The 11,825-nt window shown below is 72.8% G+C and carries 11 protein-coding genes; 2 read left to right on the forward strand and 9 right to left on the reverse strand.

From position 1 onward, the window contains the following. Position 1: 1 nt before the first annotated feature. The 4 genes from D2L64_RS13535 to D2L64_RS13550 all read right to left on the reverse strand — a co-directional run bounded on the left by D2L64_RS13535 (position 2) and on the right by D2L64_RS13550 (position 3,617). Positions 2 to 739 (reverse strand): zinc ribbon domain-containing protein, encoded by a 738-nt coding sequence (locus D2L64_RS13535; RefSeq protein WP_119576039.1) that lies wholly within the window; start codon positions 737 to 739, stop codon positions 2 to 4. Further along, positions 736 to 1,596, reverse strand: coding sequence for a Nif3-like dinuclear metal center hexameric protein (locus D2L64_RS13540; RefSeq protein WP_199714527.1), 861 nt, complete (start codon positions 1,594 to 1,596; stop codon positions 736 to 738). The genes D2L64_RS13535 and D2L64_RS13540 overlap by 4 nt, the downstream gene beginning before the upstream one ends. Positions 1,597 to 1,798: 202 nt before the next feature. Then, positions 1,799 to 2,371, reverse strand: a complete 573-nt coding sequence (locus D2L64_RS13545) for a flavoprotein (protein ID WP_119576045.1) — start codon at positions 2,369 to 2,371, stop codon at positions 1,799 to 1,801. Between the two features lie 16 nt (positions 2,372 to 2,387). Further along, positions 2,388 to 3,617: a helix-turn-helix domain-containing protein gene (locus D2L64_RS13550; protein WP_119576048.1), complete on the reverse strand. Its 1,230-nt coding sequence runs from the start codon at positions 3,615 to 3,617 to the stop codon at positions 2,388 to 2,390. Between the two features lie 246 nt (positions 3,618 to 3,863). On the opposite strand from D2L64_RS13550, the gene D2L64_RS13555 reads away from it, so the two are divergent. Further along, positions 3,864 to 4,535 (forward strand): bifunctional DNA primase/polymerase, encoded by a 672-nt coding sequence (locus D2L64_RS13555; protein WP_119576051.1) that lies wholly within the window; start codon positions 3,864 to 3,866, stop codon positions 4,533 to 4,535. Between the two features lie 323 nt (positions 4,536 to 4,858). On the opposite strand, the gene D2L64_RS13560 is transcribed toward D2L64_RS13555, so the two are convergent. The 5 genes from D2L64_RS13560 to D2L64_RS13580 are packed head-to-tail and all read right to left on the reverse strand — an operon-like array spanning position 4,859 to position 11,087. Continuing rightward, positions 4,859 to 5,581 carry an FAD:protein FMN transferase gene (locus D2L64_RS13560; protein ID WP_119576343.1) on the reverse strand — a complete coding sequence of 241 codons (723 nt, stop codon included), beginning with the start codon at positions 5,579 to 5,581 and terminating at the stop codon, positions 4,859 to 4,861. A gap of 47 nt (positions 5,582 to 5,628) precedes the next feature. Continuing rightward, positions 5,629 to 6,228: an FMN-binding protein gene (locus D2L64_RS13565; protein WP_119576054.1), complete on the reverse strand. Its 600-nt coding sequence runs from the start codon at positions 6,226 to 6,228 to the stop codon at positions 5,629 to 5,631. Positions 6,229 to 6,241: 13 nt separating this feature from the next. Then, entirely contained in the window at positions 6,242 to 7,660 is a 1,419-nt protein-coding gene (locus tag D2L64_RS13570) for a ferredoxin reductase family protein (protein ID WP_119576057.1), read from the reverse strand. After that, positions 7,657 to 9,036 (reverse strand): DUF1501 domain-containing protein, encoded by a 1,380-nt coding sequence (locus tag D2L64_RS13575; RefSeq protein ID WP_119576060.1) that lies wholly within the window; start codon positions 9,034 to 9,036, stop codon positions 7,657 to 7,659. Before D2L64_RS13575 ends, D2L64_RS13570 begins: the two co-directional genes overlap by 4 nt. Positions 9,037 to 9,044: 8 nt before the next feature. Then, entirely contained in the window at positions 9,045 to 11,087 is a 2,043-nt protein-coding gene (locus tag D2L64_RS13580; protein ID WP_119576063.1) for a DUF1800 domain-containing protein, read from the reverse strand. Positions 11,088 to 11,543: 456 nt separating this feature from the next. On the opposite strand from D2L64_RS13580, the gene D2L64_RS13585 reads away from it, so the two are divergent. Next, on the forward strand, positions 11,544 to 11,801 hold the full coding sequence (locus tag D2L64_RS13585; RefSeq protein ID WP_119576066.1) for a DUF3040 domain-containing protein: 258 nt from the start codon (positions 11,544 to 11,546) through the stop codon (positions 11,799 to 11,801). Positions 11,802 to 11,825 lie beyond the last annotated feature (24 nt).

Below are 11,825 nucleotides of genomic sequence, written 5' to 3' on the forward strand. Positions count from 1 at the left end.
GCTACAGCCCGGACTCGTTGGTGCGGACCATGATGCGGCGGCAGTCCTCGCAGCGGACCACCTCGTCGGCGTCGGCCTTACGGATCCGGGCCAGGTCGGCGCCGGAGAGTTCCAGCCGGCAGCCGCCGCAGCGGCCGGCGGTGAGCAGGGCCGCGCCGAGCCCGGTGTCGGTGCGGATCCGGTCGTAGAGCTGCACCAGGTCGGCGGGGAGGTCGTTGGCGAGCGGCTGGCGTGCCGACCGCTTGAACTCCTCCTCGCGGCCGATCTCGGCGAGGCTGTCGTCGCGGCGCTGCTCGGTGACGGCCCGCCGCTCGCGGGCCTCGGCGAGCCGCTGTTCCACCCCGTCCAGCACCGACTGGGCGGTCTCCCGCTGTTCCATCAACTCCAGCTCGGCGTCCTCCAGGTCGCTCTGCCGGCGGTTGAGCGAGACCAGTTCGTGTTGCAGTGCCTCCAGTTCGCGGGCCGGGCCGGTGCCGGCGGCCAACCGGTCCTCGTTCTTGGTCTTGCGTGCCCGGACCTGGTCGACGTCCTTCTCCAGCCGGGCGATGTCCCGGTCCAGGTCGTCGACGGCCACCTGGGCCCGGACCCGCTCGTCCTCGAGGGCGGACAGTTCCCGGGCGAGGGATTCCAGCTCGGCGCGCTCCGGCAGGGACCGGCGGCGGTGGGCCAGCTGGGCGAGGGCGGTGTCGATCGCCTGGAGGTCGAGCAGGCGGCGCTGGACCTTGGGGTCAGCCTTCACGGTCGGGGCTCCTTGTCGTCCGCTACGGGTTCGTCCACGGCGGGATCGCCCGCTGCGGGTGAGGCGGCGTGCACGGTCCACGGATCGGTGTCCAGGTCGGACACCAGTGCCTCGACGCCGGGCGCGGACCGCAGCAGCTCGGCCAGGTCGTCCAGCCAGGGTCGCTCGGTGGCCCAGTGGGTGGCGTCGAGCAGCGCCGGGCCGCCGGTGGCGAGGTGTTCGCCGGCCGCGTGGTGGCGCAGGTCGGAGGTGAGGTACGCGTCGACTCCGGCGGCGGTGGCGTCGGCCAGGAAACTGTCCCCCGCCCCGCCGCAGACGGCGAGGGTACGCACGGTGCGCTGCGGGTCACCGGCAGCGCGTACCCCGATCGTGGTGGCCGGAAGCGCGGCGGCGGCGTGCCGGGCCAGTTCGGTGAGGGTCATCGGCTGCGGCAGCCGGCCGACGCGGCCCGCGCCCCGGCCGGCACCGGCGGCGGGGGTGCCCGGTCGGGAGGGTTGCAGGGGGCGCAGGTCGGTGAGCCCGAGGCGGCCGGCGAGGGCGTCGGAGACGCCCGGGCTGGCCACGTCGGCGTTGGTGTGCGCGACGTACAGGGCGATGTCGGCCTTGATCAGCTGATGGATGATCCGCCCTTTGTACGTGGTGGGCGCCACCGAGGAGACGCCCCGCAGCAGCAACGGATGGTGAGCAATGATCATGTCGACGTCGGCGGTCAGCGCCTCGGCGACCGTTTCGGGGACCACGTCGACGACGCAGAGAACCCGGCGTACGGGGACGCACGGCTCACCGAGCACCAGGCCGACCCGGTCCCACTCCTCGGCCCACGTCGGTGGGTAGTGCCGCTCCAGCTCGGCCACCACGTCGGCGACGGTCGGCACGGCTGCAGTTGTGCTCACGGCGGGCCAGCTTACCGGCGTCGGCCGCGTCGCGGGACGTCACCCGGCCGACAGGGCGGCGTCAGCTGGGCGTCGGTGGGAACGGTGCCCGGGCCGCGGCGACCGCCACGGCCCGGGGCGAGAGGTTCCGGCGACGCTGCCTTCACCCCGGTCCGGCAGAGCTGCCTCACCCCGTCCGGCAGAGCTGGTCGCGCAGCGCGGTCAGCGGCAGCGCCCAGGGGAAGGCGTGCTGGTGTCGCTCCCCGGTGCCGGGCGGATGCAGTGGGAAGACGTCGTCACCGAAGAGCACGTGTACTCCCCACTCGGCCAACCTGGCGATGCCCGCCCGGAAGGCGGGGTGGGCGGCCATCGCGGCGTTTGTGTACGGCACGGCGACCAGTGGTACGCCCCTGCCCTGCGCCTCGATCAACAGCCCGAGGGCGAGGGTGTCGGTGATCCCGGCCGCCCACTTGTTGACCGTGTTGACGGTTGCCGGGCAGACGACGATGGCGTCGGCGGACGGCAGCACGTCCGGGTCACCCGGGTTCTTGTAGTGCGTACGCACCGGGTACCCGGTCTGCCGGGCCAACTTGGTGCGGTCGACGAACTTGGCGCCGTCCGGCGTGGTGATCACGCAGACGTCCCAGCCGTCCTGTTGGGCCAGCTCCACGAGCCGGCCGACGTCTCGGGCCAGCGGCGAACCGCAGGCGATGATGTACAGCACCTCACGGTGCCCGTCCTGGCGGTGCGAACCGGTCATCAGACCGGCCCCGAAGTCATACTCCTACTCCCATGTGCTCAGCCAACTCTGCGATCAGCGAAGGCGGCGCACCACGTGTGCGACGTAGGACGTCCGACATCACCACGTGGGCGATCGGCCGGCAGCGGATCTCGGACGGGGCGAGCCGGTCGCCGCGCAGCAGCATCTCACCGGCGTTGGCCACGTCGCCGATCTGGGTGTATCCCCGGGCCAGGTCGAGCAGGTGGTGTGCCCGGCGCTCGGGCAGCAGCGCGTCGAAGTGCCCGTTCTGGAGTTTCTGCTGGTGCACCTCGACGGCACGCCCGCCGTCGCCCAGCTCGACGGCCGCGGCGGCCCGGTGCAGCTGGACGTTGGTGGGCCCGAACGAGGTCCAGTAGTGGTTCAGGTCGGCGCCGAGTTCGTCCGCCGCCGCCTGGGCGCCGTTGAGCAGGTCCTCGACCGTGGCGGTGTCGCCGATCCGGGAGGCGGCCATGGCACCCTGCAACAGCAGCATGCCGTAGACCGAGATCCGCTCGGGGCGGGTGTCGTTGCGGCCGCCGGGGGCGAGCCGGTTGGCGATGGTGACGTTCAGTTCCAGCGCCGGGCGGGCCCGGCCCATCGCGACCAGGGCGTTGCAGACCCGGGTGGTGGCGACGCCGGCGAGCAGCGGGTCGTTGGCGCGTTGGGCGACCGCGATGGAGCGGTCGGCGGCCAGCCAGGCCAGTTCGCACTCGCCCAGCTTGCGCAGCACCGAGGAGGCGATCTGGTAGACCTGCCCGAGCAGATGGGCGGCGCGTTCGGCCTGGTCGCCGTCGTACGCGGCGTCGGCGGCCTGGGCGTCGCGCAGCAACTTGGGCAGGGCGCGGGTGAGCATGCCGTAGCGGCCGTACTGGTAGGTCAGCCAGGCGTGGGTGACGGCCTTGCTCATGTCCGCCAGCGGCGGTGGGCACGGTGCCGCGTCGAAGTACGCGCTGATCGAGTCGTACCGCTCCAGGGCGGCTCGGATCTCCTCGACCTCGAACTGGTCGATGCAGTTGAGGGTGTCGGTGCGCCGCTCCGGATCCTTGCCGAGCAGCAGTTGCACGTCCATCTGGAGGATGTCGGCGATCTCGTAGAGCACGGAGAACTTGTCCAGTCGGCGCACGCCGCGCTCGACCTTGTCGACCCAGCTCTTGGACTTGCCCAACCGGTCGGCGAAGACCTGCTGCGACATCTTGCGTCGCCCGCGCCAGTACGCCACCCGCCGCCCGATGGGTAGTTCGTCCATTCCCCAGTCCTCCCCTTGCTGGAGCCCTGGCCGGGGGCCGGGGGCCGTTCCGCGGGCGCGACGGTCCGTCCGTATCTCAGGTTTCCGCTGGTCGCACTGGTTGTGCGTCAGCCGTACGGCCAGTCCTCATAGCTTTCGTGCAACTTGCATCAGCCACTTTGTCAGAAGAACGATCGCGGGCCAGCACAGTGACGGTGTTCGACATGAAAGCCGTACCGGTCGGTCCGGCGAGGGGAGATGGCACCAATGTGGGGGAACGTCGGACCGCGCGTGGCACAACTGTCGCCGTTGGAACGGGTACGGCTGCGCCGGGTCGCGGTGCGGTACGCGATGCACGGCTGGGAGGTGACCCCCGGCGCCTGCCTGGCGCGTAGCCGCTTCGTCTGCGGCCGAGCCGGTTGCCCGACCATCGGCTGCCACCCCGCCCTGGAGGACTGGGAGCACGCCGCCAGCGCCGACCCGGCCCGGGTGGCGACCTGGTGGCGGTCCCGGCCACACGGCGTACTGCTGCCCACCGGGCGCTCCTTCGACGTGCTGGAGGTCCCCGCCGACCTGGGCCGCCGGGTGCTCGACGCGGTCGGGGCCCATCCCGCCGGTCCGGGCGTACGCGGCCCGGTGCTGGTCACCCCGACCGGGCGCTGGATGTTCCTGGTCCGGCCCGGCGACCCGCTGCGTCCCGAGCTGGAACACTGTTTCCAGGTGGTCCGGCACGGCCCCGGTTCGTGGATCCCGGCGCCGCCCACCCGCCTGCCCGAGGGGCCGGTCCGCTGGGCGGTCGCGCCGGAGCAGGCCCGCTGGCAGCTTCCGGACGCGTACCTCGTGCAGAACACGCTTATCGACGCGCTGCGCGCCACCGGGATCACGCTGACCCCCGCCCTGGTGCCCGGCCACCTGCCGCTGCCCCGTCGGGGCAGATGAGCCCGCCGGTGCCCGCCGACGGTGCCCGGCGCGACGCCTGATGGGGATCGGACAGCGACGCCGGACGGCAGGCGCTCGTTGCACACCATGACGGCGCGTCCGCGCCGGGAGCGGGGGTCCGATGTCCACCGACGACACCACCTACCATCCGAACGGCGCCGAGCCGCCGCGGCGCCAGCGGCCCGGCCGCCGGTGGGCCGCCACCCGGCCGCCGGGCGCCCGGCCCGGCCGACCCCGACCGCTCGGTTCGCGGCCGGCGATCAACCACCGGCCGACGCGCTGGCCCTGACCGGGTTCGAACACCGGCGGCGGTCGGCATCGGCTCAGTCGGCCAGCGGCAGGTCGGTGGAGTGCAGGCAGTGCGCGGCGTCGGTGACCACCGCGTGCCGGTGCCCCGGCAGCCGGTCCAGCCAGCCGATGCCGGCCACGCCCATGGCCAGGGCGGCGGTCGCGTACGCGTCGGCCAGCCCGAGGTCGGGCCCGACCACGGTCACCGACCGCAGACCGCGGGCGGGCGTTCCGCGGCGGGGGTCGCGGACGTGGTGGCCGCGCTCGTAGACGCCGGAGGTGGCGACCGCCAGGTCGGTGCCGGCCAGCACCAGGCAGACCGCCGACGGATCCCACGGATGGCGTACGCCGACCCGCCACGGCTGGCCGGACGACGAACGGCCCCGCAGCCGCACGTCGCCACCGGCGTTGAGGCAGTGGTTGGCCGAACCCGCGGCGAGCAGCCGGTCCGAGGCCACCTGCGCGGCCCAGCCCTTGACGTAGCCGGACGGGTCGAGCCCGCCGGTGGCGTACGCGTCGAAGAAGCCGTCAGTGGCGTCCCACAGGTCGGCGCAGCGGGCCAACACCCGGCGCAGGTCCGTCGACGCCTCGGAGAGCAGCAGTTCGCCCCGGTCGAAGCGGCACACCTCGCTGTCCGGCCGGTAGGTGCTGAACCGGGCGTCCACCTCGCGCAGCCAGGCGAACGTCTCGTCGGCCAGCGTGTCCAGCTGGCCCGCCGGCAGGTCGTCGGCGATGTCCAGGCTGATCGGCGTACCCATGATCTGTTCGACCCGGCGTAGCCCGGGTCGCAGTACGGTCGACGTGCTCATCCGCGGGCCCGGTCGATCGCGGCCTGCAACGACTGCTGGTACGACCGGCTGGTCGCGGTCGCCCCCGACACGGTGTCCAGGTCGGCGCCCTGCCGGGCCACCACCATGCCCCCGGTGCCGCTGTAGCGGCTGTCCACCTCGCCGCTGCGCTGGACGGACTGGGCGGTCTTCTCCGGCAGTTCCAACGCCACCGCGTTGACGATCCGGCTGCCGGAGACGGTGATCTGCACCTGCACGTTGCCGAACTCGTTGGACACCACCGGGCCGGTCACGGTGCGGGCGGTGGGCTGCGGTGCGGCCGTGGTGGTCCGGGGCGCCGACGGTGTCCGGGTGGCGCCGCCCGAAGCGGTCCGGCTCGGCGTGGCGCTGGCGCTGCCTTGCGGACGGGCCGACTTGGTGGCCTTCGGTTTGCCGGTGGCGGGCGCAGCCGTAGCGTCCGGCGAGGTCTCCTCGTCCTCGGCGGCCCCGGTGGCGGCCGGCGGCTGCCCGGCGGGCACGTCCTGGGCGACCTGGCTGGTGCCCGGCGCGGCCTTGAGCACGACCAATGCGGTGGTGCTGGCGGCCAGTCCGGTGATCGCGACGAGCGCGCGGCGCATGTGACGGTCCCTCTCACAGTTCGAAGGTGGCGAGGTGGATCTGACGGCGGGGTACGCCGCTGTGCCGCAGCAGCTGCCGGCACTGCTCGACCAACCCGGGTGGGCCGCACAGGTAGACGTCGCGGCGGGTGAGGTCCGGCACCAGCCGGCGCAGCCCGTCCGGGGTCATCACCTGGCGCGGGCCGGGGTCGCGGCGGGAGCCGACGACGTACCAGACCCGCACGCCGCGGGCCTGGGCCAGCCAGTCCAGTTCCCGGTGCAGCAGCACGTCGACCGGGGTCCGGGCACGGTAGATCAGCGCGGCGCCGGGCGGCAGTTCCTCGAGCATCGCCCGCAGCGGGGTGATGCCGCTGCCCCCGGCGATCAGCAGGGCCCGCTCGCGGGTGCGGTGGGCGGCGGTGAAGGTGCCCGACGGCCCGACCGCCCAGACCCGGACGCCCGGGTCGAGGTCGCGCAGGTCGCGGGTGTACGCACCGACCATCTTGACGGTCAGCCGCAGCCAGCGGCCGTTGGCGGCGGCGGAGACCGAGAACGGGTGGGACTGCCACCAGCAGCCCCGGGCGAGGAAGCGCCAGCGGAAGAACTGCCCGCCGAGCATCTCAAGTCGGTCCAGTCGCCGGCCGGTCAGGTAGATCGAGACGGTGTCCGGGCTCTCCGCGACCACGTCGGCGACCCGCAGCCGGTGCCGCAGGTTGAACACCAGCGGGGCGATCAGCCGGCCCCAGGCCAGGGCGGCGATCACCAGCAGGTAGCCGGCGATCCATCCGGTCCGCACCGGGCCGGGGCGGAACAGCTGCGAGCCGTTGCTGAACTGGTGGGCGAAGCCCAGCAGCAGCACCGCGTACCCGGCCAGGTGGGTGGCGTGCCACAGCTCGTACGGCAGGGCCCGCCGGATGGTCCGGACACTTGTCAGCCCGACCAGCACCAGCAGGCCGGCGGCGGCGAACGCGGAGACCATGTCCTGGTACTCGCGCAGCATCACCCCGGCCTGGCCCAGCGGTGAACGACCCTCCAGGCCGGCGTAGCCGACCAGGATCAGGGCGGTGTGCGCGAGCACCGCGACCAGCAGGGTGGCCCCGAGGTCGCGGTGCCAGCGGGCGATCCGCTCACCGCCGACGGCGCGTTCCAGGACCGGCAGCCGGCTCATCATCAGCACCTGCACCAGCAGCAGGTAGCCGGCGAGCAGACCGGTGATCTGCCCGGCGGCGGTGGTCATCGCGGTGGTGCCGGTCAGCGAGCCGGCCGGGGTGTCCAGCCACCAGGGCAGCACGCTGGCGACCAAGCCGGTCAGGAAGAGGGTGGTCAGGGTGCGCCGGACGCCGGGTCCGCGGCGCGGTGCCACCGGTAGCGGCGGCGGCGCCGGTGGCCGAGCGCCGGCCCGGGGCTGCGGGTGCCCGGGCCGGCGCTCGGAGTACGTGCCGGGGTACGTCACGCGTACAGCTTCATCGGGGCGTACTTCATCCGGGGGAAGATCTTGTCCACCTCCGCGTTGGTCAGCCCGAAGCGGCCCTGCGCGACGGATCCGTAGACGTTGAACATGTTGTTGTACTCGGGTACGTCGCCGGAGTCCAGGGTGTTCAGCCCGTTCCAGGTGCCGAGCAGGGAGCCGGCGAGCTTGCGTCCGGACAGGACGGTGACCACCCCGCCGTGCCCGTGGTCGGTGCCGCCGCTGTTGGAGGCGACCCGCCGGCCGAACTCGCTGGAGACCATGATCGTGACATCGGCGGCGCGGTCACCGAGGTCGGTGAAGAACGCCGCCATCGCCGCGGCCAGCTCGTTGAGCCGCCGGTACAACTGGCCGCCGTCACGGGTGCCCTGGTTCTCGTGGGTGTCGTAGCCGCCCATCCCGACGGTGGCGACCCGGACGTTCGCCCCGCCCTTGATCAGTTGCGCGAGCTGTTGGAAGGCGAAACCGACGCCCCGGTACTCGACCCCCTCGGCGGCCCGGTACGGCTCGGCGGAGATCTTGCGGGCGGTGGCGAGCGCGCCGAGTCCCGCGTGCACCGACTCCTCGACCGGGTGGTTGATCCCGGTGAACAGACCCCGGATGGCCTTCTCGGTGGCCTCCCGGTACCGGTCGTCGCCGGCCAGCCGCAGCGAGCCGACGCTGTTCAGGGAGATCGCGCCGTTGTTGCCGACCAGCGACCGGGGCAGGGTGCTGCCGATGCCGACGCTACGGAAGGCGGTGCCCTTGCCGAGGACGTCGACCAGGCTGTCCAGCCAGCCGCGTCCGCCGGTCTCACCGGGCAGGCCGCCCAGGTTGCAGGCGTCGGCGGCCTGGAAGTGGCTGCGGGACAGCCGCTGGTCGGAGACGCCGGGGACGAAGCCGAGTTGGCCGGCGCGCAGCCACGGTTCCAGCGGTTGGAAGGCGCTGGTGAGTTTGAAGCCACGCCCCACGGCCAGCGAGTCGTCGGGCAGCAGCAGGTCCGGCCGGGCCCGGTCGAGCACCGGGTCGTCGTTCGGGGCGATCAGGCTCAGGCCGTCCAGTCCGCCGTAGAGGAAGACGTGGATCAGGGTGCCGGTCTTGGTCGCCGCGAACGACGCCGAGGTGGTCACGAACTGGGCGGTGGCCAGGGCGGTGGCGGTGGCGGCGGCACCGGCGACGAAGGTCCGCCGGGTCACCCCCCGGCCGTCCTGCTGGGCCTCCTCCAGCTCCTCCAGTCGCCGGTAGCGGTCGGTCTCGGCGGCGTTCTCGGCGGCCACGATGTCCGCCTCGGCCCGCAGCAGCGCCTCGGCCGGGTTGTCGGCCAGCCGCCGCACGTCGGGGCATTCGGGGTGCAGGGGGTACGAGTACACAGTCTTCTCCATCGGCTGCCTCACCGGAGGTGGTGCTGGGGGGATGCGAGGATCGCCCGCGCGACGGCGGTGACGGCCCCGTTGAACGTCGCGTCGACCCGGGTACCGGCGGAGACGCCGACCACGCCGAGGACCAACGCCCGCTCCTTGTCCGTGAGCTTCTGCCGCACCAGCCGCCGGGCCAGCGCGTCCACGTACGCCCCGGCGGTGGCCGGCGGGTCGGCCACCAGCTTCTCGGCCCGGGTGAAGGTGAACGCGGTGCGGTACGCGGCGAGCAGCTCGTGGGCCTCGTTCCAGCCGTTGACCATCGTGCCGGCCGAGGTCCAGGCGACGTAGACGTCCGGGTAGCCGTCGGGGGTCGGCTGGCCCATCGGGTAGTGACCGAGTTCGCGCAGCTTGTCGTGGATCTGGCGGAGCCCGCGGGCGAACGGGGTGCGCTGGTTGTCGCCGTTGTCGTGGTTCGCGGCGGCCTCCGGCGAGACGCCGAGCGTGCGGTAGGTGGCGACCAGGTACTCCAGCGGGCGGCGTACCTTCTGGCCGACCCCGGCCCAGAACTCGGAGGAGCTGAACAGCGTCAGCAGCACCGGCTTGATCCGGCCCTTGTTCGCGGAGTACGTCTTGGCCAGCCGGTCCACCAGGGACTTCGGCGGGGTGTCCGAGACGAACCGGACGGCCAGGTTCTGCGCCACGTACTTGGCGGTGGACGGGTGCAACGCGATGTGCGCGAGGTACGCGTCGATGGCCGCCTCGGCCTTCTTCGGGTCGGCCGAGTTGTTGGCGTGGGTGAAGTCGAGGATCTTCACCTTGCCGACGTAGTGCCGCTCGGGGCGGAAGACGTACCTGCCGTCCTGGACTCCCCGGCCGGTCTGCAACAGGGCGGCCTGCCGTACGTCGGCCTCGGTGTAGCCGCCGTCGACACCGACCGAGTACAGCTCCAGGTTCTCCCGGGCCAGGTTCTCGTTGACCGCGTCGGCGCGGGAGTCGACCTGGTTGAGGTAGAGCAGCAGCGCCGGGTGCTTGTTGGCGGCGAGCAGCATCTCCGGGTAGCTGCCCAGCGCGTGCTTGCGGATCACGTCCTGGTCGAACGAGTTGCGGTAGACCTCGCCGCCGTCGAACTCGGCGGCGACGTGCAGGAAGTCGTTCCAGAAGTCGACCATCACCTCGAACAGCTGCCGGTCCGACCAGATCTGCCGGGCGATAGTGGCGTCCACCATCTCGCGTTCCGGCTGGGCGCCGCGCTCGTTGAGCTGGTCGCGCTGCTCGCGTAGCTGCTGGGTGCTGAGGCTGAGGGTGGGCAGTTCGGCGAGCTTCAGCTCCGCCTTGCTGGGGGCGATCTTCTCCGGCTCCAGCTGCCAGCGTACCCAGCCGTCGATGCCCCGTTCCTTGATCTGGGCGAGCACGGCGGAGGTCGGGCCGAAGGTCAGCCGGCGGGCCAGGTGCAGCGCCGGATCCTTGGCCAGCACCGTCTTCACGGTGACCTTGGTGTCGGCCGCGGCGGCGGCCGGACCGGAGTGGACCCTGCCGCCCTTGGGGGCGTTGCGCTTCAGGGCCGCACCGGCCCGGGAGCCCATGTAGCTCTCGTTCTGCTCGGTGTAGGTGCGTACCGTGCTGGGCCGCTGCCCGCTCGGGCGGGCCGGCGTACCGTCGGTGGTGGTCACGCCGGTGGCGTCACCGGCCTGCGTCGCCTGGCCGGGCAGGAGGCCGCGCAGTTGCGGGCTCATCGCCAGCGCGGCGCCTCCGGCGAACACCGCGGCGGCGCCGCCGACGGCGGCGAGGGCACCGCGACGGCCGGTCCGCCGGCCCCGACCCTCGTCGTCACCGTCCAGATCGGGCAGTACACCGCCGACCGGTGCGGCTGACGGGGCACCGTAGCCGTCCGGGCCGATCCACTGCGGGCGGGCGCCGGCCGGTACCGGCTGGCCGGGGTGGCCGGCGGGGTCGGGCTGGTGCGGGTGCGGGCCGGGGTACGGCTGCGGTTGGTGTGGGGCGGTGCCGGCGTGCCGGCTTCCGTCCCAACCGCGGTCGTCCCCGGTGCGACGTGGTGGCACATGCTGGTCGGCCATACAGCGGTCCCGTTTTCTACCGAGCGCCGAACTCACGACCGTGCGGGGCCCGTGAGGTGCGACGACTGTTGCCTGAGGGGGTTGCACGGGAAGGTAGCCAGCCGCCCCTACCGCTACAAGGCGGGTCGGCGGGCGCCGCTGGGGGCACTTAAGACGCCGCTCAACACGAATGGGACTCGCGGAGCTACCGGCCGGTTCGGGTACGTACTGCGCGACCAGGCAGTTCCACCGCCGCCGCCGCACGCTGACGACATTCCCACCCGCGCGGCCACCACGGCCGGGGTTCGGCCACACAGGGAAACTTAAGGCCCGGATAAGGCGCCGCTCAACCGCCGAAGACGCCGGTGCGCCGACTCGCCCACCCGCCGGCCAAAGTAGCAGCAGCGGGAGCGCGTTAGCCGGGACCGCAGTGGGTATTCCGCCGCACCGTTGCTGAACGTTGTGAGGGGAAGGCACATGCTCAGCAAAGAGGATCAGCGCAGATTCGAGCAGATCACCCGGAACCTACGGGAGAGCGATCCGGCGTTCTTCGCCCGGCTCGACAACCGGGCCCGGGGCCGACACGGCCGGTGGCTGCTGCTCTTGACCATCGTGCTGTGGGCGGCACTGCCGGCGGCCACCGTGGCGTTCGGACGGCTGACCGGGGCGATCTTCGCCGCGGTGCTGCTGGCCAACGCGGCACTGATGTGGCGGTTCCGGCAACGCTGGTTGTGACCGGCGCCGGCCACTGGGCCACCG

The sequence above is a fragment of the Micromonospora radicis genome (assembly GCF_003583405.1).
GTDB classification, from domain to species: Bacteria; Actinomycetota; Actinomycetes; order Mycobacteriales; family Micromonosporaceae; genus Micromonospora; species Micromonospora radicis.

Excerpts from the sequence above, each read along its gene's own strand:
- D2L64_RS13550 (WP_119576048.1), bottom strand. The coding sequence starts at position 3,617 with ATGGACGAACTACCCATCGGGCGGCGGGTGGCGTACTGGCGCGGGCGA.
- D2L64_RS13585 (WP_119576066.1), top strand. The coding sequence starts at position 11,544 with ATGCTCAGCAAAGAGGATCAGCGCAGATTCGAGCAGATCACCCGGAAC.
- D2L64_RS13555 (WP_119576051.1), top strand. The coding sequence starts at position 3,864 with ATGTGGGGGAACGTCGGACCGCGCGTGGCACAACTGTCGCCGTTGGAA.
- D2L64_RS13575 (WP_119576060.1), bottom strand. The coding sequence starts at position 9,036 with ATGGAGAAGACTGTGTACTCGTACCCCCTGCACCCCGAATGCCCCGAC.
- D2L64_RS13560 (WP_119576343.1), bottom strand. The coding sequence starts at position 5,581 with ATGGGTACGCCGATCAGCCTGGACATCGCCGACGACCTGCCGGCGGGC.
- D2L64_RS13545 (WP_119576045.1), bottom strand. The coding sequence starts at position 2,371 with ATGACCGGTTCGCACCGCCAGGACGGGCACCGTGAGGTGCTGTACATC.
- D2L64_RS13580 (WP_119576063.1), bottom strand. The coding sequence starts at position 11,087 with ATGGCCGACCAGCATGTGCCACCACGTCGCACCGGGGACGACCGCGGT.
- D2L64_RS13565 (WP_119576054.1), bottom strand. The coding sequence starts at position 6,228 with ATGCGCCGCGCGCTCGTCGCGATCACCGGACTGGCCGCCAGCACCACC.